Origin of the sequence: Corynebacterium sp. c3Ub_189 (assembly GCF_039907195.1) — a bacterium.
Taxonomy (GTDB): Bacteria; Actinomycetota; Actinomycetes; order Mycobacteriales; family Mycobacteriaceae; genus Corynebacterium.
Genome location: NZ_JASBOF010000003.1, coordinates 110,283 through 132,377 on the forward strand (window position 1 = coordinate 110,283; position 22,095 = coordinate 132,377).

Annotated in this window: 14 protein-coding genes; 11 read left to right on the forward strand and 3 right to left on the reverse strand. The window is 60.1% G+C overall.

Going from position 1 to position 22,095, the window contains the following annotated elements; translation table 11 throughout:
- The first annotated feature begins 53 nt into the window (after positions 1-53).
- Positions 54-758, forward strand: a complete 705-nt coding sequence (locus tag QKD99_RS02640) for a response regulator (RefSeq protein WP_005325775.1) — start codon at positions 54-56, stop codon at positions 756-758.
- Positions 759-770: 12 nt separating this feature from the next.
- Complete coding sequence (locus QKD99_RS02645) at positions 771-2,273, forward strand: HAMP domain-containing sensor histidine kinase (protein WP_347950657.1); 1,503 nt, start codon at positions 771-773, stop codon at positions 2,271-2,273.
- Here the strand turns inward: QKD99_RS02645 and QKD99_RS02650 are convergent.
- Positions 2,270-2,698, reverse strand: coding sequence for an HIT family protein (locus QKD99_RS02650; protein ID WP_347950641.1), 429 nt, complete (start codon positions 2,696-2,698; stop codon positions 2,270-2,272). The genes QKD99_RS02645 and QKD99_RS02650 overlap by 4 nt on opposite strands.
- A 35-nt stretch (positions 2,699-2,733) precedes the next feature.
- Between QKD99_RS02650 and purD the strand changes: the two genes are divergently transcribed.
- The 5 genes from purD (at position 2,734) to QKD99_RS02675 (ending at position 9,420) form a co-directional block, all read left to right on the forward strand.
- A complete protein-coding gene (gene purD / locus QKD99_RS02655; RefSeq protein ID WP_347950642.1) occupies positions 2,734-4,008 on the forward strand; it encodes a phosphoribosylamine--glycine ligase in 1,275 nt (424 codons plus the stop codon).
- A 41-nt stretch (positions 4,009-4,049) separates the two neighbouring features.
- The gene (gene purB, locus QKD99_RS02660) at positions 4,050-5,480 is read left to right on the forward strand and encodes an adenylosuccinate lyase (RefSeq protein WP_284766981.1); all 1,431 of its coding nucleotides are present in this window, start codon (positions 4,050-4,052) and stop codon (positions 5,478-5,480) included.
- Positions 5,481-5,623: 143 nt separating this feature from the next.
- Positions 5,624-6,517: a phosphoribosylaminoimidazolesuccinocarboxamide synthase gene (locus QKD99_RS02665; RefSeq protein ID WP_347950643.1), complete on the forward strand. Its 894-nt coding sequence runs from the start codon at positions 5,624-5,626 to the stop codon at positions 6,515-6,517.
- A gap of 39 nt (positions 6,518-6,556) precedes the next feature.
- Positions 6,557-8,680 (forward strand): S9 family peptidase, encoded by a 2,124-nt coding sequence (locus QKD99_RS02670; RefSeq protein WP_179386956.1) that lies wholly within the window; start codon positions 6,557-6,559, stop codon positions 8,678-8,680.
- 56 nt (positions 8,681-8,736) lie between these two features.
- Positions 8,737-9,420: a DUF2334 domain-containing protein gene (locus QKD99_RS02675; RefSeq protein WP_005325788.1), complete on the forward strand. Its 684-nt coding sequence runs from the start codon at positions 8,737-8,739 to the stop codon at positions 9,418-9,420.
- A gap of 186 nt (positions 9,421-9,606) precedes the next feature.
- Here QKD99_RS02675 and QKD99_RS02680 read toward each other — a convergent pair whose 3' ends face one another.
- Positions 9,607-12,381: an ExeM/NucH family extracellular endonuclease gene (locus QKD99_RS02680; protein WP_347950644.1), complete on the reverse strand. Its 2,775-nt coding sequence runs from the start codon at positions 12,379-12,381 to the stop codon at positions 9,607-9,609.
- 232 nt (positions 12,382-12,613) lie between these two features.
- Here QKD99_RS02680 and purS point away from each other — a divergent pair, with 232 nt between their 5' ends.
- From purS to purL, 3 genes are read left to right on the forward strand one after another with little or no spacing between them, the layout of a single operon-like run.
- Entirely contained in the window at positions 12,614-12,856 is a 243-nt protein-coding gene (gene purS, locus QKD99_RS02685; protein WP_150850979.1) for a phosphoribosylformylglycinamidine synthase subunit PurS, read from the forward strand.
- Positions 12,857-13,540 carry a phosphoribosylformylglycinamidine synthase subunit PurQ gene (gene purQ, locus QKD99_RS02690; RefSeq protein ID WP_005325791.1) on the forward strand — a complete coding sequence of 228 codons (684 nt, stop codon included), beginning with the start codon at positions 12,857-12,859 and terminating at the stop codon, positions 13,538-13,540.
- A 13-nt stretch (positions 13,541-13,553) separates the two neighbouring features.
- Positions 13,554-15,863: a phosphoribosylformylglycinamidine synthase subunit PurL gene (purL, locus tag QKD99_RS02695; RefSeq protein ID WP_347950645.1), complete on the forward strand. Its 2,310-nt coding sequence runs from the start codon at positions 13,554-13,556 to the stop codon at positions 15,861-15,863.
- An 81-nt stretch (positions 15,864-15,944) separates the two neighbouring features.
- Here purL and QKD99_RS02700 read toward each other — a convergent pair whose 3' ends face one another.
- Positions 15,945-16,919 carry a GIY-YIG nuclease family protein gene (locus QKD99_RS02700; protein WP_347950646.1) on the reverse strand — a complete coding sequence of 325 codons (975 nt, stop codon included), beginning with the start codon at positions 16,917-16,919 and terminating at the stop codon, positions 15,945-15,947.
- Between the two features lie 90 nt (positions 16,920-17,009).
- On the opposite strand from QKD99_RS02700, the gene QKD99_RS02705 reads away from it, so the two are divergent.
- On the forward strand, positions 17,010-22,019 hold the full coding sequence (locus QKD99_RS02705; protein WP_347950647.1) for a DEAD/DEAH box helicase: 5,010 nt from the start codon (positions 17,010-17,012) through the stop codon (positions 22,017-22,019).
- Positions 22,020-22,095: the final 76 nt, after the last annotated feature.

Consider the following 22,095-nt stretch of genomic DNA (forward strand, 5'->3'; position numbering starts at 1 on the left):
TGCCATGATGACGTGTTAGAAAATCACAACCTTTAAGGGGATCTGAGGAGAACATGGAAGACACTAAACTCGCCAAGGTTCTTGTCGTCGATGACGAACCCAATATTGTGGAGCTACTCACCGTATCGCTGAAGTTCCAGAACTTCGAGGTGTACAGCGCCAATTCCGGCAACGAGGCGCTGCGCATTGCCCGCGAAGTAAACCCTGATGCCTACATCCTGGACGTCATGATGCCGGGCATGGATGGCTTCGAGCTGCTGGGCAAGCTGCGCCAAGAAGGCTTGGACGGCCCGGTGCTCTACCTCACCGCTAAGGACGGTGTGGACCAGCGCATCCACGGCCTGACCATCGGCGCGGATGATTACGTGACGAAGCCATTCAGCCTGGAAGAAGTGATCACCCGCCTGCGCGTCATCATGCGCCGTGGCGGCGCGGCGGAAGAATCCACCAACGATGCCACCATGAGCTATGCGGATCTGACGCTCAATGATGACACCCATGAGGTCACCAAGGCCGGCGAGCTCATCGAACTTTCTCCCACCGAGTTCAACCTCCTGCGCTACCTCATGCAAAACAAGGAAGTGGTGCTGTCCAAGTCCAAGATTTTGGACAATGTGTGGCACTACGATTTCGGCGGCGATGGCAACGTGGTCGAGTCCTATATCTCTTACCTGCGCCGCAAGATCGATACCGGCGAGACGCAGTTGATCCACACCGTGCGCGGCGTGGGTTATGTACTGCGCACCCCGCGCTCCTAAAGTGCTTAAGTGATGGAAGATTCACAGGAGACCCAGGACCAGGCGCCTGCGGCGGCGGCGCGCCCGCAGTCCATGTGGCATGAGGGCCTGGGGCAAGGCGAAGGGGAAGGAAAGTCCTCCAAGCGGCGGATGTTTTCCCAGATCCCACAGGCCATGCCGCTGCGGACGTGGCTGGTCATCCTCCTCGTCGTGGTCTCCGGGCTCGGCATTACGGGCTCGTCCTTTGCGGTGAATTCCATCATGCGCAACGTGCTGTTCAATAACGTCGATGATGAGCTGCGCTCCGCGTCGACCACATGGGCGCGCGATATCAGCAATGACTTTTTCATCGGCGATCACACCAAGCGCCCGCCTACCGAATACGTGGTGTTGAACTACCTGCCCGATGGCACCATCCGCTACTCGGGGCCATCGTCGACTACCCCGAATGCGGAGAATATCCCGCTCGGCGGCTACCCCACCACCGTGGGTTCCATCGAGAACAACACCAAGTGGCGCGCGCTCGCTTTTGCGGATTCCAATGGCGTCATCACGGTCATCGCCAAGGATATGACTCACGAGAAGGAAATCCTGCACGGCCTAGCCATGGTCCAAGTGACCATTGCCGCCATCGCCCTGGCCGCCATTGCGGCCGTGGGTTTCTGGTTTATCCGCAGGGCGTTGCGGCCGCTGCGGGTGGTGGAAAAGACGGCGTCGGAAATCGCGGCAGGTGACCTAGATAAGCGTGTTCCCAAATGGCCGTTGCACACCGAAGTGGGCCAGTTGGCCGCCGCACTCAATATCATGCTGGGGCAGCTGCAGCGCTCCGTCGTGCGCGCGCAGGAGAAAGAGGAACAGATGCGTCGCTTCGTCGGCGATGCCTCACATGAGCTGCGCACGCCGCTGACCAGCCTGCGCGGCTATACCGAGCTCTATCGCTCGGGCGCCACCAAGGACGTGGATTTGGTCTTTTCCAAGATCGATGATGAGTCCAAGCGCATGTCCCTGCTGGTGGAGGACCTGTTGGCTCTTACCCGTGCCGAAGGTACGCGCCTAGACCTGCACCCCGTAGACCTGCTGGAGCTGGCCTTGTCCGTGGGCTCTTCCGCGCGTGCGGCCTTCCCCGGCCGTGAGATTAAGGTGGCCAATGATGCCAAGTCCATCCCGGTGGTCAATGGCGATGCCAGCCGCCTGCATCAGGTGCTGCTCAACCTGGTGACCAACGGCATCCGCCACGGCGGCGAGGATGCCACGGTGACGCTGCGCCTGCGCCGCGAGGCTGATGATGTGCTGGTCGATGTCAGCGATGACGGCAAGGGCATGTCCCAGGAAGATGCGGCGCACATCTTCGAGCGCTTTTACCGTGCCGATACCTCGCGCACCCGCGATACCGGCGGCTCCGGCCTGGGCCTGGCCATCGTCCACTCCCTGGTGGAGCAGCACGATGGCAGCATTAGCGTCGACTCCGAGCTCGGCCGCGGCACCACCTTTACGGTGCGCCTGCCCGCGCTTGCCGACGCCCCCTCTAAGCCCTAGTCCTCCCTGAAGCCTTCCTCGTTGGTACCCAGGTGCTGACGGATGCGGGCGGCCGCCTCATCCATCGCGGCATCGTCTGTGTTATCGGCGTCGAAGGCCTTGGCAAAGTCATACTCTTCCATCTTCTCGGTGGGGAAGAGGTGAATATGGGTGTGCGGGACATCGAATCCGGCGATGATGTAGCCGGTGCGCGGGGTATCAAACGCGGTCTTGATAGCGTCGCCGATTTCCAGGGCGACCTCGTTGAGGTGTGCCCAGGTCTGTGGATCCAGGTCGGTCCACTTATCTACTTCCTCGATGGGCACGACCAAGGTGTGGCCGTAGCGCAGCGGCTCGATGGAGAGGAAAGCCACGCAGGTCTCATCGCGGTAGACAAAGCGAGCGGGTAGTTCACCATTAATGATCTTTGTAAATACAGAAGCCATGTGTGCCAGGCTACCCGCTGGTTATGATGGTGGGCATGCGCATTCTCGTAATTGGTTCGGGCGGCCGTGAACACGCCCTTGTCAAGGGCCTGTCCGCCGACCCCAAGAGCACCGAAATCCACGCCGCGCCGGGCAGCGCGGCCATGTCCGCCCTCGCTACCGTCCACCCGGATTACTCCCAGGTAGATGACGCTGATCGCATGGTGGAGCTCGCCCAGAGCATCGCCGCGGACCTCGTTGTCATCGGCCCTGAGGTTCCCCTCGTCGCCGGCGTGGCCGATGCCCTGCGCGCGGCCGGCATCGCTGTCTTCGGCCCCAGCAAAGACGCAGCCCAGATCGAGGGATCCAAGGCATTTGCCAAGGACGTCATGGAGTCCGCCGGCGTCAAGACCGCCCGCGCGGAACAGCTGCGTCCGGGCTCCACCGAGGACGACATTGAAGCCGCCCTCGACCGCTTTGGCCCGCAGTTCGTGGTCAAAGACGATGGCCTGGCCGGCGGCAAGGGTGTCGTAGTCACCCCGGACCGCGCCGCCGCCCGCGCCCACGTCGATGCCGTCCTCGCAGCCGGTAACCCGGTGCTGTTGGAATCCTTCCTCGACGGCCCCGAAGTCTCGCTCTTCTGCTTAGTCGATGGCGAGACCGTTGTCCCACTGCTGCCGGCTCAGGATCACAAGCGTGCCTATGACAACGACGAGGGCCCCAATACCGGCGGCATGGGCGCCTACACCCCGCTGCCGTGGCTGCCGGAAGACGGCGTGCAGCGCATCGTGGACGAGGTCTGCACCCCTGTGGCCAAGGAGATGGCGCGCCGCGGCACCCCTTATTCCGGTCTGCTCTACGCCGGCCTGGCCTGGGGCGAAAAAGGCCCGGCCGTCGTCGAGTTCAACTGCCGCTTCGGCGACCCAGAGACCCAGGCAGTGCTCTCCCTGCTCAAGTCCCCGCTGGCTGAGGCCCTCCACGCCACGGCCACCGGCACCCTCTCCGAGCTCCCGCCACTGGAGTGGGAGGATGGCTTCGCCGTCATCATCGTAATGGCGGCCGAGGGCTACCCGGCCTCCCCACGCAAGGGCGATGCCATCACCGGCGCCGCCCTGGACGATCCGCAGCGCGTCCTCCACGCCGGCACCGTGCATACCGATGGCGCCTACCGCACCGCGGGCGGCCGCGTGCTCAGCGTGCTGGGCAAGGGCGCCACGCTTGCCGACGCCCGCGCAGACGCCTACGCCACCGTCGACGGCATCGAGTTTGCGGGTGGCTTTGTGCGCCGGGACATCGGCAAGCGAGCAGAAGACGGTGAGATTTCTCTCTAACCCTTCACCCCGCGGCGGGGCAGGCATGGAATAATGGCCACGTGGCTGAAAAGAAGAAGATTTCCAACGTCCTGTCCTCCCGCTATGCTTCCGCGGAGCTGTCCAATATCTGGAGCCCGGAGCATAAAATCATCTTGGAGCGCAAGCTCTGGATTGCGGTCATGCGCGCCCAGAAGGATCTGGGCGTAGACATTCCCGCCAAGGCCATCGATGCCTACGAGGCCGTGGTAGAGGACGTGAACCTCGAGTCCATCGCGGAGCGCGAGCGCGTCACCCGCCACGATGTGAAGGCCCGCATCGAAGAATTCAATGCGCTGGCCGGCTACGAGCACATTCACAAGGGCATGACTAGCCGCGATCTCACCGAGAACGTGGAGCAGCTGCAGATCCATACCTCGCTGGAGATCATCCGCGATAAGGCCATCGCCGTGGTCTCCCGCATCGGCCGTCACGCCGCCGAGTACCAGTCTTTGGTCATGGCGGGCCGCTCCCACAACGTGGCCGCGCAGGCCACCACCCTGGGCAAGCGCTTCGCTACGGCCGGCGATGAGATGCTGCTGGCCATCGAGCGCGTCGAAGACCTCCTCGGCCGCTACCCGCTGCGCGGCATCAAGGGCCCGATGGGCACCTCCCAAGATATGCTGGATCTCATGGGCGGCTCCGAGGACAAGCTCGCCTCCTTGGAGACAGCCATCGCGGATTACCTAGGCTTCCACCGCATCTTCAATTCCGTGGGCCAGGTCTACCCGCGCTCCCTCGACTTCGACGCCATCTCCGCCCTCGTGGAGCTCGGCGCCGCCCCGTCCTCGCTGGCCACCACCATCCGCTTGATGGCCGGCAACGAGACCGTCACCGAGGGCTTCAAGGAAGGCCAGGTTGGCTCCTCTGCTATGCCGCACAAGATGAACGCCCGCTCCTGCGAGCGCGTCGGCGGCCTGCAGGTCATCCTCCGCGGCTACCTCACCATGGCCGCGGACCTCGCTGGCCAGCAGTGGAACGAGGGCGATGTTTTCTGCTCCGTCGTCCGCCGCGTCGCGCTTCCCGATGCCTTCTTTGCCCTCGACGGCCAATTCGAAACCTTCCTCACCGTCCTCGACGAGTTCGGCGCCTTCCCCGCCATGATCGACCGCGAACTGGAGCGCTACCTGCCGTTCCTGGCCACCACCCGCATCCTCATGGCGGCTGTGCGCGCCGGCGTGGGCCGCGAGACCGCTCACGAGGTCATCAAGGAAAACGCTGTGGCCGTCGCGCTCAATATGCGCGAAAACGGCGGCGAGCAGGACCTAGTCCAACGCCTCGCCGCCGATGACCGCCTGCCCATGGACGAGTCCGACCTCGAGGCCGCCCTGGCCGATAAGCACGCCTTCATCGGCGCCGCCGAGTCCCAGGTCAGCCAGGTGCTCAACCGCATCAACGCACTGGTAGGCGAGCATCCCAAGGCCGCGGCCTATACCCCGGGCGAGATCCTCTAAAACGATCCTCGCTGGGCTCCTTCCTTTTTGCAGTGCGTCTTTCTTTTTCGCATTTCGATCAAATAGCCCCCGAATCCCGCGCGGATCTCGGGGCTTATTTGATCGAAACGTGCTCGCTACCCCAGGGCGCTAGAATGAAGGTCATGCGTCCTGAGCTTTCTTCTTATACCCATCTTGCCTCCGGCAAGGTCCGCGATATCTACGATGTAGACGAGAACACCCTGTTGATGGTGGTCTCGGACCGCATCTCCGCCTACGACCACGCCCTAGAGCCGGCCATCCCGGACAAGGGCCGCGTGCTGACCGCGACCTCGAAGTTCTTCTTCGACTCTATCGATTTCCCCAACCACTTGGCCGGCCCGCTCGATGATGAGCGCATCCCCGCCGAGTGCCTCGGTCGCGCGATGGTGGTCAAAAAGCTGGATATGCTGCCCTTCGAGTGCGTGGCGCGCGGCTTCCTCACCGGTTCCGGCCTGAAGGAGTACAAGGCCAACGGCACCGTGTGCGGTATCGGGCTGCCGGAGGGCCTGGTTGAGGCTTCCCGCCTGCCCGAGCCCATCTTCACCCCAGCCACCAAGGCGGAACAGGGCGAGCACGATGAGAACGTCTCCTTCGACTTCGTGGTGGATAGGCTGGGCGCCGAGCGCGCCGAGGAGCTGCGCTCGGCCACCCTCCGCATCTACTCCGAGGCCGCCGCGCTCGCGGAGGAGAAGGGCATTATCCTCGCCGATACCAAGTTCGAGTTCGGCCTGGACAAGGACGGCACCCTCGTGCTGGCCGATGAGGTCCTTACCCCAGATTCCTCCCGCTACTGGCCGGCCGATTCTTACGTGGAGGGCGAGGTCCAGCCGTCCTTCGACAAGCAATACGTGCGCAATTGGCTGACTTCCGACGCCTCCGGGTGGGATCAAGCCGCCGACGGCACCCCGCCCCAGCTTCCCGATGACGTCGTTTCCGCCACCCGCCTGCGCTATATCGAGGCCTATGAGCGGCTTTCCGGCGAGCGCTTCGCGGACTTCCTCTCGCCCGAGGCCTAGCTCTCGCTCTACGGGGCGCCACGCGTACAGTGGGGCGGCATGAGCAATGAGAATCTTTCCGCCCCGGTGGCTGCCGTCCACCCCGTGACCCGTTCCTTCCACGGACGCGAGTTCGTGGATAACTACGAGTGGCTGCGCGATAAGGAATCCCAGGAAACCCTGGATTACCTCAACGCAGAAAATGATTACACCAAGGCGAAGACCGCGCACTTGGATGAGATGACGGAGAATATCTTCCAGGAGATTAAGTCCCGCATCAAGCAAACCGATATGTCCGTGCCTTCTCGCCGCGGCGATTACTGGTACTACGGCCGTACCGAGGAGGGCAAGAGCTACGGCTACTCTTGCCGGCTCCCGGTAGAGGAGGGGGCTGACCCATGGACGGCCCCGGTTATCCCAGAGGAAGGCACCCCGGAAGGCGAGGAGATCATCCTCGACGCCAACGCGCTGGCGGAGGGCAAGGACTTCTTTGCCCTCGGCGCCGCCTCCATCTCTGATTCCGGCCGCTACCTGGCCTATTCCGTGGACTTCGCCGGCGACGAGCGCTTTGAGCTCTATATTAAGGACTTGGAAAGCGGCGCGCTTCTCGACGACCACCTCAAGGGCATCTTCTACGGCGCCACCTGGGCCGGCGACGGCTATATCTTTTACACGACCGTCGACGAGGCATGGCGCCCTGACGCCATCTGGCGCCACAAGGTCGGCACCGCGCAGTCCGAAGACGTGCAGGTGTTCAAGGAAGAAGACGAGCACTTCAACGTCGGCATCGGCAGCGCTCGCTCCGATAAATACCTCTTCCTTGGCGTGAGCTCCAAGGTGACTTCTGAGGTGTGGGTCCTCGAAGAAGACAACCCCGAGGGTGAATTCCGCCTGCTGTGGGAGCGCGAATCCGGCGTGGACTACGACGTCGATCACGCCGTCGTTAAGGGCGAGGATTACTGGATCGTCACCCACAACGCTACCGGCCCCAATTTCGAGGTCGGATATACCAAGGCCAAGGATGAGCTGCCCACCCTACGTGACCTGCCGGCGCTCTTGCCGCACGAGGAGACCACCCGCATCGAGGGCGTGGACACCTACCGCGATCAGATTGTGGTGGGCTACCGCCGCGGCGGCATCGGCCGCGCCGCCATCATGCGTGTGAATGACGGCTTTAGCGAATTCGAAGAGCTCAACTTCGACGAAGAACTCTTCACCGTGTCCGTATCCGGCAATCCCGAGTGGGACGCACCGGTGCTGCGCGTGAGCTACGTGTCTTTCACCCAGCCCTCCCAGCTCTTTGATTACCGCGTGGATACCGGCGAATTTACCCTGCTCAAGGAGCAGGAGGTTCCCGGCGGTTATAACCCGGATGACTACGTGGCCTACCGCCTGTGGACCACGGCTGCCGACGGCACCGATATCCCCGTCTCCATCGTCCACCGCGCCGACCTCGACCGCACCCAGCCGAATCCGACCCTGCTCTACGGATACGGCTCTTACGAGGTCAGCGTTGATCCGGCATTCTCCGTTACCCGCCTGTCCCTCATGGACCGCGGCATGATCTTCGCCGTGGCCCATGTCCGCGGTGGCGGCGAGATGGGCCGCACCTGGTACGACGATGGCAAGATGCTCAAGAAGAAGAACACCTTCACCGATTTCATCGATGTCGCCGATGACCTCATCGCCCGCGGCGTGACCACCGCGGATCAGATGGTGGCCGAGGGCGGCTCTGCCGGCGGCATGCTCATGGGCGCGATTGCCAATATGGCCCCGGATCGCTTCACCGCTATCCAGGCCGTCGTGCCGTTCGTGGATCCGCTGACCTCTATCCTCATGCCGGAGCTTCCACTCACGGTCCCTGAATGGGAAGAGTGGGGCGACCCGTACCACGATCCAGAGGTCTATGACTACATGAAGTCCTACTCGCCGTACGAAAATATCGAGGCCAAGGACTACCCGGACATCCTGGCTATCACCTCGCTCAATGACACCCGCGTGCTCTACGTTGAGCCGGCCAAGTGGATCGCCCAGCTGCGAACGACGGCCACCGGCGGCGAGTTCTTGCTCAAGACCGAAATGGCAGCAGGCCATGGCGGCGTGTCTGGCCGCTATGAAAAGTGGCGTCAGAACGCCTTCGAGTATGCGTGGACCATCAACAAGGCCACCGGCTTGGAGAAGTAAAACCCGGATAGGGGGCCAACGCGCGAATCCTGAATTCCTGTGCGATAATTCTCCTTATGAATGGCCACCTTCTGGTATCTATCTCCAGCATCTTTGATGACACACGGAAGCAGGCTAGCCGACTCCTCTCGATCCTTGATCGGGAGGAGATTCCTGTTTCCCTGCTGATTGCCCCGCATATCGACGGCAACTGGCACCTCGCCAAAGACAAAGACACCAAGAAGTGGCTCCAAGACCAGGCCGATGCTGGCCGCGTTCTTATCCTGAACGGTTTCGATCGTTCAGTGCAGGGCCGCCGCGCGGAATTCGCCAACCTCGATTCGCACGAGGCGAAGCTGCGCCTCGCCGGAGCTACCCGCCAGATGGCCAAGATCGGCTTCGAGCCCACCATCTTCGCTCCTCCACGCTGGCGCATGTCGCCCGGTACCTTGCAGGTCTTGCCGCAGTTCAAGTTTGAGGTAGCCGCCTCCACCCGTGGCATTCTCCAGATTAATTCCGGTAAGTTCCACCAGGCCCGCAACCTGTCCTTCGGTGAAGGCTTTGGTTCCGCCAAGTGGTGGCGAAAGAACATTATTCGCGCTGCTGAGCGCTCTGCTCAACGCGGTAACACCGTCCGCCTTTCGGTTTCCGGCCGCAACCTGGATGACCGCAAAGTAATCAATGACTTCGTCAAAGCCGCCGACCGGGCCATCAACGCCGGCGCGACCCCTGCCGATTACGGCGCTTATCTTCCAAAATAGCCCGCGCATTCTCTCGTCAGAGGCTCCGCGGGGCAATAAGCACAGCTTCGCGATTTTCGTCCATATAAAAGCCCATTTCCGTCGACGGTTGTGGTGGTTTATATGGACGAAAGTCGTGAAATGACAAAAGGCCCCGCCGCTAGGGAGTCTTCCTCCGAAGCTGCGGGGGCTAGGGCTGATGGGTGATTAGCGCTGCAGGCTAGTGATGAAGTCCTTCACTTCCTTGGGCAGCATGACCCAGATGGGGGCCGGGATGGCCTTCTGGAGGTTGCCGGTCACGGCGAGGAAACCAGGGATGGCGACAAGGCCGGCGATGGCCGCGATGGCGGCGGCGATGCCTGCGCCGACGGAGCTGGTGCTGGAGCTAGAGCCGGAGGCAGGCTTATTCGGCTTCTCAGAAGGATTCTCGGAGGGCTTGTCCTCTGGCTTACCTGGCTCATCGGAAGGCTCGTCTGCAGGATTGTCCGCAGGGTCATCCGGCTGGCCGGCGGAGTCGTCCTCGCCGAGGGTAAAGCCGACTTTGACCGGGTCGTGGTCGGAGGCGCGGAATGGGGAGTCATCGTAGAAGTCCACGATGTTGTAGTTGCGGCGGGAGTATTCGAAGGCGACGGGTTCGTCGGCGTTGATGTTCCAGACTTGGGCGTCGTCAAGCGTGCCGGTGGCAACCTTATTGGCCAGCACGTGATCGAGGGTGCCGAGCAGGCCGGAGAACTGGTAGGAGGGGTCAGCCTCGTACTTTTCGGCAGGGACGGTGAAACCATCGTTGCGGAAGACATCGAGTGCGGTCTCGTGGGTGTAGGTATTGAAATCACCCAGGGCGAATAGCGGCTTGTCCTTCCAGTCCTCCTGCTTGTGCAGGGCATCGAGGACGGCCTGGGCCTGTGCGTTGCGGACGTTTGGGTTATTTCCCTGGCCGTCGCCAGAATCGGCGTCGCCTTTGGCTACCGAGCCCTTGGACTTGAAGTGGTTGGCCACGGCAACGAAGGATTCCTCGCCCTCCTTCAGCGGCTGGAATTCCTGGGCGAGCGGTTCGCGGGCAGTGCCGGTGAAGCGATCGTCTTGGAAGATGCGGGATTCGCCGACGGGCTTGACCACATCCTTGTGGTAGATGAACGCGGTGCGGATAACATCCGGAGAGCTCGGTACGGCGTCCTGGGACGGGGAGGGGACGAAGGCCCACTTCTCGGAACCGGCGGCCTCGTTGAGCTTTTCCGTCAGGTGCTTGAGGGCCTTATCGCGCTGGGCGAAGTCACCGGTAACGGCGTAGCCATCTTCGATTTCGGAAAGGCCGATGACGTCGGCATCGAGGCCGTTGATGGCGGCGACGATCTTGCGTTCTTGGTCCTCGAGTGCGGATTGGGTATAGGCACCGCGGGTCTTACCGCGGTTGACGGTGACCTTATTGCCCTCGCGGTCGGTGTAGGCGCTGCCGCCAAATTCCTCGCCCAAGGAGGTGAAGTAGTTCAGCACATTGAAGGCGCCGATGGTGTACTCGCCCTTGACGTCATCGATGGCGTGGAGCTCGGCCGCGCGGGAATCCTCCCAAGAGATAGGCAGGTCCGCGCCCTTGGTGTTGCCGGTGACTGGGATGGTGGGCTGGAAGCGCCACTGGTCGTGGGAGAAGCCCACGATGACCGGGTGCTGGAAGGACACGGTATCGGTGGTGCGCAGGGACTTGATGGTTTGGGCATCATCCTGGGCGATATAGGGAAGTGGGGTGTCCTGGTCGGTCTTGAGATAGTCGCGGGTGCGGCCGTCATCCAGGGTGACCAGCTTATCGGCGTTGTCCTTGGTCAGCTTCTGAATATCGGAGTTGGGATCCGTGGAGGGGGAGAAGATATCGGAAGGCTGGCGGAAGGCTTCCTTGCCGGGGGCGAGGCCGACCTCGCCGTACTGGTTGAGCGAATAGTTATTGGTCACGGTGTGCTCGCCAGGCTGGATGAGCATGTGCTCGAAGGGCTCGCGGGCCTCGGTGCCATCAGGAAGCTGGTCCACCTTGAGTGGGGTGACCTTCTCCAGCGGGGTATCGAGCTGCGTGACCGCGGAGGCGGTGAGTTGGGTGGAGCCATAGAATTCGGAGACCTTGCCGGTTACCTCGACGGAATCTTCTAGGGCAGGGTACTGATCCGCCGGCTTATCACCCATATAGACAAAGATGGCCTGGGAGGCATCGGTGATCTCGGCGCCGGTGCCACCGGTCTGAATAGTGAAGCCATTGAGTCCGCCTTCGGCCCACACGCCGGTGACGACGCCCTCGGTGGCCACGGTCTGGCCTTTGAGTGGGGATTCGGCGCCGGTGCCCTGGATATCGGCGATGGCGGTGACGCCCTCGGGGGCCGGCTGCTCGGGTTCTGCCGGCTCCTCAGGCTGCGGGGCGGGGGCCTCGTTACCGGTGTTTGTCGGGGTGGGAGCGCCGATGGTGAAGTCGGCGGCGTTGTCATCGCTATCGGTGCCCTCAGTGTCGCGGGCGGCGGACGTGGCATTGGACAGGCCCGCGGCGGCGGTGCCTTCCTTGAGGGAAGCGGCGCCGTAGCCGATGGCATCGATGGGGGTACCGGTGGCGTCGGCAAGCTGCACGGAGCCCTTGGAGCCGGACATGTTGAGGTTGCCCTCGGCATCTGGGGCAGGCAGGGCCTCGCCCGCGCCATTGCCAGCCGCGCCCTGCACCAGGAAGTAGCCGTGCGGTGCGATGGTGCCGGAAAGCTCCACCTTGCCGCCGGTATTGCCGGAGGCGGAGAAGTACTCCACGGTGTAGCCGGTCAGGTCAATCGGGGCATCGGTGGGGTTATAGAGCTCGATGAAGTCATGGGTGAAGGCAGCGCCCTTATTGCCGCCGCCCCCGTAGACCTCGGAGATGACTGCGGCGGAGCCATCGGTGGCGGCCGTGGCGGTAGGAACGGCAAGGGCGGCAGAGGACAAGGCGGTGGCAAGTGCCAGCGCACCGAGGCGGCGAGAAGACATAGATTCAACCTTAAAAAGAGAGCGACAGTGTGCGTCGTCTATTAGTAGAGCACCGCGCCGGGCCAGGCTGGAGCGCACGCCGAAGTTTGCCAGAGCGTCGTTTGGGGTTCACGTAGAGTTTGCTCAACCGGGGTGAAACCCACACTGCGGGGGTGAGTCTAGGTAAAAGGCGGGGGTGCCAACTAAACTAAGCCGCGCAGACCAAAGCCCCATACAGTAAGGCAAATATTTCATGGCTCGTGTAGTTGTCAATGTCATGCCCAAGGCGGAAATTCTGGATCCGCAGGGCCAAGCCGTCGTCCGCGCGCTGGGTCGCATCGGGGTATCCGGTGTCAGCGATGTGCGCCAGGGAAAGCGCTTCGAGCTCGAGGTCGATGACTCCGTCACCGCAGAGGACTTGGAGAAGGTAGCCGCCACGCTGCTGGCCAATACCGTCATCGAGGACTACGAGGTTGTTGGGCTGGAGGTCAAGTAAGTGACCGCCACAATCGGAGTAATCACTTTCCCCGGAACCCTGGATGATGTGGATGCCGCTCGCGCTGCCCGCACCGCCGGCGCAGAGGTGAAAAGCCTCTGGCACGCAGATACCGATCTGCACGGCGTGGATGCGGTAGTAGTGCCGGGCGGTTTTTCTTATGGTGACTACCTGCGCTCGGGCGCCATTTCCGCGCTCGCGCCGGTGATGCAGTCCGTTATTGATCGTGCCAAGCAAGGCATGCCGGTGCTCGGCATTTGCAATGGCTTCCAGATCCTTACCGAAGCGGGCCTGCTGCCAGGCGCGCTGACCCGCAATAAGGGACTGCACTTCCACTGCACCGATACCTACCTCGAGGTGGCCAATTCCACCACCGCGTGGACCAGCGAGTTTGAGCAGGGCCAGAAGATCCTGGTGCCGGCCAAGCACGGCGAGGGCCGCTTCCAGGCCGGCGATGATGACATCGCCCGCATCGAGGGCGAGGGCCGCGTGGTCTTCCGCTACACCGATAATTACAACGGTTCCGTCAACGGCATTGCCGGTGTCAGCGATGAGTCCGGCCGCATCGTCGGCCTTATGCCGCACCCCGAGCACGCCATTGACACGCTAACCGGCCCATCCACCGACGGACTGGGACTTTTCGTATCCGCCATCAAGGCCGTCGCCCAGGCGCCGGCGGTTTAAGGAGGCCATTTTCATGACCGTTCATAATGACACCGTAGAAAAGGCGCAGTCCACCCCGGACGAGCAGCAGCCCTACGCGGAGTTGGGCCTCAAGGATGACGAGTACCAGCGCATCCATGACATCCTGGGCCGCCGCCCCACCGATGCGGAGCTGACCATGTACTCCGTCATGTGGTCGGAGCACTGCTCCTATAAGTCTTCCAAGACGCACCTGCGTTATTTTGGCGAGACCATGACCGAGGAGATGGGGGAGAAGATCCTCGCCGGCATTGGTGAGAACGCTGGCGTGGTGGACATTGGAGACGGCAACGCGGTGACCTTCCGCGTGGAGTCCCATAACCACCCCTCCTACGTGGAGCCTTACCAGGGTGCGGCCACCGGCGTGGGCGGCATCGTCCGCGACATCATGGCTATGGGCGCTCGCCCGATTGCCGTGATGGATCAGCTGCGCTTTGGGCCTGCCGACGCCCCCGATACCAAGCGTGTCCTGCCTGGCGTTGTTTCCGGCGTGGGTGGCTACGGCAACTCCCTGGGCCTGCCCAATATTGGCGGCGAGACCGTCTTTGATGAGACCTATGCCGGTAACCCGCTGGTCAACGCCCTGTGCGTGGGCACCCTCAAGGTCGATGACCTCAAGCTGGCCTTTGCGTCCGGCAAGGGCAACAAGGTCATGCTCTTCGGCTCCCGCACCGGTCTGGATGGCATCGGCGGCGTGTCCGTGCTGGCTTCCGATACCTTCGAGGACGGCGCCGAGCGCAAGCTGCCGGCCGTGCAGGTGGGCGACCCCTTCGCCGAGAAGGTCCTCATCGAGTGCTGCCTGGACCTCTACCACGCCGGCGTGGTCGTTGGCATTCAGGACTTGGGCGGCGCGGGCCTGGCCTGCGCTACCTCCGAGCTGGCTGCCTCCGGCGATGGAGGCATGGAGGTCAACCTCGATAACGTGCCGCTGCGCGCGCAGAATATGACCGCGGCCGAGATCCTCGCCTCCGAGTCCCAGGAGCGCATGTGCGCCGTTGTGGCTCCAGAGAACGTAGCCAAGTTCCGCGAAATCTGCGAGCACTGGGACGTCACCTGTGCGGAGATCGGCGAGGTCACCGAGGGCAACCACCTGGTCATCCGCCACCAGGGCGAGGTCGTAGTGGATGCCCCGGCCGGCACCATTGCAGACGAGGCTCCGGAGTATGACCGCCCGTATGCTCGCCCGGAGTGGCAGGACGAGCTGCAGAAGTACCAGGGCACCGACAAGCGCGGCCTGGTTGAGTCCCTGCAGAAGCTCGTGTCCTCCCCGGCGCTGTGCTCGCGCGATTTCATCATGAACCAGTATGACCGCTACGTGCGCGGCAATACCGTCCAGTCCCACCACGCGGACGCCGGCGTCCTGCGCATCGATGAGGAGACCGGCCGCGGCGTGGCCGTTTCTGCCGATGCGTCCGGCCGCTACACCAAGCTGGATCCGAATATGGGCGCCCGCCTCGCGCTGGCTGAGGCCTACCGCAACGTCGCCGTCACCGGCGCCAAGCCCGTCGCGATCACCAACTGCCTGAACTACGGCTCCCCGGAGAACCCCGACGTTATGTGGCAGTTCCGCGAGTCTGTGCATGGGCTTGCCGACGCCGCCGTGGAGCTTTCCATCCCCGTCTCCGGCGGCAACGTCTCCTTCTACAACCAGACCGGCGAAGAGCCGATCCTGCCCACCCCTGTGGTGGGCGTGCTGGGCGTTATCGATGACGTACACAAGGCCATCGGCAACGAGCTGGGCACCGTGGGCGAGAAGGAAGTGCTCATCGCCCTGGGTGAAACCAAGGAAGAGTTCGGCGGCTCCATCTGGCAGCAGGTCAGCGCCGATACCTCCGATGCTTCCTCTCTCAATGGTCTGCCGCCGCAGGTGGATATGGCCAACGAGAAGCGCCTGGCCGAGTTCTTCCACGGCAATGAGCTGCTCACCGCGGCACACGATATCTCCGAGGGTGGCCTTGCCGTCACCGCCTTTGAGATGGCAAAGCGCGCCGGTGCGACTGCCGACGGCGCCGGCCTCGGCCTCAACCTGGACCTCACCGCGGTCCACGAGGACGAGTTTGTCGCCGCCTTCTCCGAGTCCGCCTCCCGCGTGCTCGTGGCCACCACCGCCGACCGCGCCGATCAGGTCCTCACCCGCGCCGGCGAGCTGGGCATCCCAGCCGCCATCGTTGGTGAGACCACCGAAACCGGCGCCCTCACCCTCGGCGGCGAGTCCGTCGCCATCTCCCAGCTGGTCGCCGCCTGGTCCGCCACCCTGCCGGACCTCTTCGACCACGCTGTGGGCGCTAACTCCGTAGTGGAGTAAGCCGCCCGCACTCCCGTCGCACAACGACGCGGACACAAGTTAAGCCCAGCTTCGGCTGGGCTTTTCTTCTGCGCAAGATCCTTAGTGCAGCCCTTTATTTTCATCAACCCACTGGTCGATGCGCTTAAAGATGGCATCCGAGAGCGCCTCATTGTGGTACTTCGAAAACATCGTGGTTCCCTTGCGCATCTGGCCCAGAGCAAGCTCGCGTGCCGCGAGCAGGATGGCATCGTCCATCAAGAGCTCCTTGATGAGAAAGTCACCCATGATGCTAACTACTTTCACGGGACCCGCAGAACGATAACTATGGGAATAGACATAGTCCCTCATATACGGGGGCGCCTGGTAGGTATCGGCCACATTGAGAATGGTCAAGGGGGTCCAATCTCCGTTCTCGTAATCGCGCAGGAGCCTTAGGTACATCATTTCCACGTTATTGACGCTGAGAGTAGCCACACGTTTGTCCGTGGAGGTCCTGTTGGTCGAAGGCATTGCGGTGACAGTCCAGGTCTTCTTTTCGGTCAGGTGCGGGTAGGGAATGACATAGGCTACGTACGCAGCAAGGGATTTGAGCGCTTCTTCGAAGTGAGGTTGCTGCTGTAGCTCAGCAAATTTCTTATTGGATAGGGTGCGTTCGCGAGCCAGTTCGGCCCTGCCTCCGATGTGGATTTCTTCGTCATCGGTTGCTTCAACGTCGAGCCATGCTGCTTGCTCTTGCTGGTCGATGAGATCGTCCAAAGGAGAATCGCCCAAGGGCTGCGCTAGGAGTGTCTTATTGCGCAGAAGAATTCCAGATCTACGGCGCCGCTGAATCTCGCTGTATTCGGCCATGTTGAGGTTGTCCGCGGGAACCTCAGCGAAGTTGATGGCGATGATATCCGGGTAGGTCCGCCGGTGCTTAGCCAGGCGGATGGGGAAGTGAATTGTTTGGCCCACATACTGCTCGCCGTTGGAGAATTCAAGCACATAGATGCCGCATTCATTTTTCAAGGACAACACCGCAGACGGAGCTAGATCCGACGTAAAGTTCCATCGTTTGAATTGCAGCCTGTCCATAATCTAACTCCTTGAAAATCTTTAAGCAGCCGACCTAATTTTTGCCGAGTCTTGGTCACGAGTGCAACAGAATTTAGGCACAATACTTGTATGTCAAAATTCTCTGAGGTATTGGATCAACTGCGCGAAAACCAACCAAAGGCGAAGTATGGCATAGCTTTTGAAAAGCTAATGGTCAACTATTTCAAGACCGATCCCACGCTGAAAGCACAGTTCGATGAGGTCTACCGATGGACTGATTGGCGCTACAACGGTGGCACCGCTGATACTGGCATCGACCTAGTCGCCCACCGCGTAGATGACGGCACGTGGATGGCCATCCAGTGCAAGTTCTACGCATCAAATGCGCGTATCCAGAAATCTCATCTCGATTCCTTCTTTGAAGCTTCAGGGCATTCCTTCGAGACCGAAAATGGCAGCGAATATTTTGGCAGCCGCATGATTATCTCCACCACGGATCATTGGTCTTCACATGCGGAAGCGGCGTTGGCTAACCAGATGATTCCCACCAGCCGTATCGGCATTTCGACCATTGCCGAGTCCCCGATCAACTGGGATGTGGCGTTCCCAGGCTCTGAGGTTCGGGACAAAAATATCCAAATTAACCTTTCTCAGCGCGAAACTTTCGAACCGCGTCCTCATCAGCAGACGGCCATTGATAAGGCCATTGAGGGATTTAAGACCCATGATCGCGGCAAGCTCATCATGGCCTGCGGTACCGGCAAGACTTTCACCGCACTGCGCCTGGCGGAGCGCGTAGCAGAAGAAAATGGTGGCAAAGCCCGCATTCTATTCCTCGTTCCTTCCATCTCCTTGTTGTCGCAGACACTAAAGGAGTGGACCGCTCAAGGCCGCCTAGACATGCGTGCCTTTGCAGTGTGCTCGGACTCCAAGGTCTCAAAGAAGGCGGAAGACATCGCGGTCTATGACCTCGAGGTCCCCGTATCTACGGACGGTGAAGAGATTACGCAGCGCTTTGCTACTGGCAAGCGCGCTAAGGGTCTCAATATCGTCTTCTCTACCTATCAGTCCCTGCCAGCGGTCCATGAAGCGCAGCAGCAGGGCCTGGATGATTTTGATTTGGTCATCTGCGACGAGGCCCACCGCACCACTGGTATTACCTTGGCCGGTGAGGATGCCAGCAACTTTGTCCGCATCCATGATGCTGGCTATATCCGGGCGGCAAAGCGCCTTTATATGACCGCCACGCCAAGACTTTATGACGACGCGGTAAAGGGCAAAGCAGCTGAGCACTCAGCCGAGTTGACCTCCATGGATGATGAGGGAATTTATGGCCCCGAGTTCTACCGCCTTGGCTTTGGGGAGGCCGTGGATAAAGGCCTGCTTACGGATTACAAGGTCTTGGTCATGACAGTGGATGAGTCGGTGGCTGCGGAAGCGATGACCCGCACTGATGACAACCAGATAAACCTCACCACGGCCTCTGCGATGATCGGTGCCTGGAATGGTTTGGCCAAGCGCTCTGGTGAATTGCAGGGCAAGAAAGGCGGCTTTGAGGAAAACGCCCAGCCTATGCAGCGCGCTGTCGCCTTTGCCAAAGACATTAAGTCCTCACAGCTCATCGCTGATACCTATCCTTCGCTCATCGCCACCCACCAAGAGCTGCTCAAGGATAAGGCAGTGCTGAACGATGTCTCCTTGACTAACGTTGATCTGCGCGTTGCTGCACAGCACGTTGATGGCGGTATGAACGCCATGGAGCGTGGCACCAAACTTTCCTGGATCGAATCCCCAGCGGATGAAAACGAAAGCCGCATGCTTACAAACGCCCGCTGCCTGTCGGAGGGCGTGGATGTGCCGGCGTTGGATGCGGTCGTATTCTTTAATCCACGCAACTCCATGGTGGACGTGGTCCAGTCCGTAGGCCGCGTGATGCGTAAATCTGCGGGCAAGGATTACGGTTACATCATCTTGCCGGTGGCGGTGCCACCGAATGTTCCGCCTTCGGAAGCGCTTAACGATAATCAGCGCTTCAAGGTGGTGTGGCAGATTCTCAACGCGCTGCGCGCCCACGATGATCGCTTTAACGCCAAGGTGAATTCGATTGCGCTTAACGGAGCGAATGCGCAAGATGAACTGCCCATTGACGTCAACCATGTGTCTGGTGACGAAGAGAAAAGCGATAAAGAAAAGCTTGATGGGGCAGATAACGCTAATTCCGCTGAGGCGTTCGACGATGCTACGGCCATGACGCAGCAGATTGCATTGTTCTCGTTAGAGCAATGGCAAGAGGCAATTTACACAAAGTTGGTGGATAAGGTTGGCACCCGCACCTACTGGGAAGATTGGGCCGATGACGTGGCCACCATCGCGGAGAACCAGGTCACGCGCATTAAGTCCTTGCTGGAAGGCGCGGATGGCAACCTACGCAAGGAATTTGATGACTTTGTCGAAGGCTTGCGCAATAACCTCAACGATGGCATAAGCGACGAAGACGCCATCTCGATGCTCTCTCAGCACCTGATCACCGCACCAGTATTTAACGCATTGTTTGAAAACCATAATTTCATTACCCACAACCCGGTGGCCCAGGTGATGGAGAAGATGGTTAACGCTCTGTCCAAGGCGAACCTTGATACCGAGACCGAATCCCTGGAGAAGTTCTACGAGTCCGTGCGCGTGCGTGCTTCTGAGGTGACCTCCGCTTCAGGCAAGCAGCAGGTGATTAAGGAACTGTACGAGCGCTTCTTCCGCAAGGCCTTCAAGAAACAAGCTGAGGCGCTCGGGATCGTCTACACCCCAGTGGAAATCGTGGACTTCATCCTGCGCGCCGCTGACGAGGTCTCCCAGAAGCACTTTGGCAAGGGTCTGAGCGATGAAGGCGTAAGTATCCTCGATCCCTTCGCGGGTACTTCGACGTTCATGGTCCGCTTGCTGCAATCCGGGCTTATCAAACCGGAGGACCTAGCCCGCAAGTACGCCAATGAACTCTTTGCTACAGAGATCATGCTGTTGGCTTACTACGTTTCCGCCGTCAATATTGAGACCACCTACAACGCCCTGCGCGAAGAAGCCGCGCAGCGCAACGGTGAGCCGGCACCGGACTACGTACCGTTCACCAACATCGCTCTAGCAGATACCTTCCAAATCCACGAAGACGGCGACATTCCAGACCTCAACATCTTTCGAGAGAACAACGAGACCATCGAGCGCCAAAAGAATGCACCCATCAACGTAGTAATTGGTAACCCACCGTACTCAGTTGGTCAAAAGTCTGCGAATGACCTCAATGCGAATCAGAAGTATCCAAGTCTAGATGCGCGGATCTCGGACACTTATGCCGCTAGGTCCACCGCAACAAATAAGAACTCACTTTATGATTCCTATCTGCGTGCCTTCCGTTGGGCGACTGACAGAATTGGAGATCAGGGTGTAGTTGTTTTTGTCACGAATAATGGTTGGATTGATGGAAACACAGGCGATGGTATCCGCTTGTCCATGGCGGAGGATTTCACTGACCTCTACATTTTTAATCTAAGGGGTAATTCTCGCACTGCCGGAGATCTCGCGAAACGGGAAGGAGGAAATGTATTTGATATTCGAGTAGGAATTTCTATTGCCATCGGTGTCAAGGACGAAAACCAAAAGTCGTTTGAGTTGCATTATGTAGCTTCGCCTGACTATGCCTCCAAGGCACAAAAGATTGAAGATGTGGTTAATGCAACGATCGGCAATTTGGATTGGCAGTCAATTGCTCCCAACAAGGATGGGGACTGGCTGAATCAGCGTTCGGAAGACTTTGTAACCTGGCCGGTCATCGGTGAGAAAAGAGGGACTTCGACAACGTTTTTTGAAAAGTTTTCAGCGGGTTTAAAGACTGGACGAGACACGTGGGCTTACGCGCAGACTGAAGGACTGTTGGTGTCGAGACTCTTAAGGCTGACCACTGTTTACTCGGAAACACTCCCGGTACTACAAAAATGGATCAGTGATAATGCCCTTACAAATCCGAACGCTTCTGATACGACAGAGTTCCTGAAACTTAATCCCGATTTTGCCAATTCGAAGAAGATTTCATGGACCGAAAATCTCAAGCGATTGGCGGCAAAGAATGAACAAGTTCCAGTGAAGAGGGAGAGGATTTATGGCTCCCTTTATCGTCCTTTCACTAAGGTGAAATCCTACTTCGAGCCCGCTCTCAACGATAGGCAATACCAACTCCCGTCTATGTTCCCAACCCCGGAGCACTCCAACATTGGCTTCTATGTTGTCAATCCGGGAAGCGCTAAGCCGTTTTCCACTATTGCTGCGGATTTGATACCAGACCTTGCAATGTGGGGAAGTAATGCTGGCCAGTTCTTCCCCCGCTTCACTTGGAGCCCAGCTGAGGCCGATGATGGTGGCTTGTTTGGTGAGGGGGACGTCGCCAAGCAGGGCGAATCCAGCATCTATGGCAAGGTCGGTGAGGTTGTTGATGGGTATGTACGCGTGGACAACATCACTGATGAGATTAAGGCGCTGTATCGGGAGGCGTTGGGCGCTGATGTCACGGGTGATGACATCTTCCACTTCGTTTATGGCAAGCTGCATGATCCGGGCTATCGCACTAAGTATGCGGCGGACTTGAAGAAGATGCTGCCGCATATTGAAACGCCTTCCTCGCGTGCGGAGTTCGATAAGTTTGCTGCGGCTGGTAAAAAATTAATGGACCTGCATGTGAACTATGAATCCGTGGAACCCTGGCCGCTAGATATCCAGGTTAAGGGTGATGAGTCCGACCGTGAGACTTGGCGTGTACTCAAAATGAAGTGGGCCAAGCGTAAGGACCCGGAGACAGGCAAAAACGTCAATGACGTGACCAAACTGATTTACAACAAGCGCGTGACTATCGCTGGCATTCCTGCGGAGTCGGGTGAGTACATGCTGGGCTCGCGCTCAGCGGTGGCGTGGTTGATTGACCGCTACCAGGTCAAAAAAGATAAGACCTCCGGTATTGTCAATGACCCGAATGATTGGGCCGATGAGGTGGGCAATCCGCGCTACATCGTGGATCTAATTGGCAAGGTCACTCGAGTGGCGATGGAGACGGTGCGCATTGTTGATGGGCTGGTAGAGGAAGGCTCGGCTGCGGAAAGTTAGCAGCGTTTCGAGGCGATTTTCCTTGAAGCCCTCCGGCCACGCCCGTAGACTTACGGTATCGTAAGTTCCTTGTTGG

Coding starts and splice junctions, on each gene's coding strand:
- QKD99_RS02640 (WP_005325775.1), top strand. CDS start 54: ATGGAAGACACTAAACTCGCCAAGGTTCTTGTCGTCGATGACGAACCC.
- purL (WP_347950645.1), top strand. CDS start 13,554: ATGACCGTTCATAATGACACCGTAGAAAAGGCGCAGTCCACCCCGGAC.
- QKD99_RS02645 (WP_347950657.1), top strand. CDS start 771: ATGGAAGATTCACAGGAGACCCAGGACCAGGCGCCTGCGGCGGCGGCG.
- QKD99_RS02650 (WP_347950641.1), bottom strand. CDS start 2,698: ATGGCTTCTGTATTTACAAAGATCATTAATGGTGAACTACCCGCTCGC.
- QKD99_RS02705 (WP_347950647.1), top strand. CDS start 17,010: ATGTCAAAATTCTCTGAGGTATTGGATCAACTGCGCGAAAACCAACCA.
- QKD99_RS02675 (WP_005325788.1), top strand. CDS start 8,737: ATGAATGGCCACCTTCTGGTATCTATCTCCAGCATCTTTGATGACACA.
- QKD99_RS02670 (WP_179386956.1), top strand. CDS start 6,557: ATGAGCAATGAGAATCTTTCCGCCCCGGTGGCTGCCGTCCACCCCGTG.
- QKD99_RS02700 (WP_347950646.1), bottom strand. CDS start 16,919: ATGGACAGGCTGCAATTCAAACGATGGAACTTTACGTCGGATCTAGCT.
- purD (WP_347950642.1), top strand. CDS start 2,734: ATGCGCATTCTCGTAATTGGTTCGGGCGGCCGTGAACACGCCCTTGTC.
- QKD99_RS02680 (WP_347950644.1), bottom strand. CDS start 12,381: ATGTCTTCTCGCCGCCTCGGTGCGCTGGCACTTGCCACCGCCTTGTCC.
- QKD99_RS02665 (WP_347950643.1), top strand. CDS start 5,624: ATGCGTCCTGAGCTTTCTTCTTATACCCATCTTGCCTCCGGCAAGGTC.
- purS (WP_150850979.1), top strand. CDS start 12,614: ATGGCTCGTGTAGTTGTCAATGTCATGCCCAAGGCGGAAATTCTGGAT.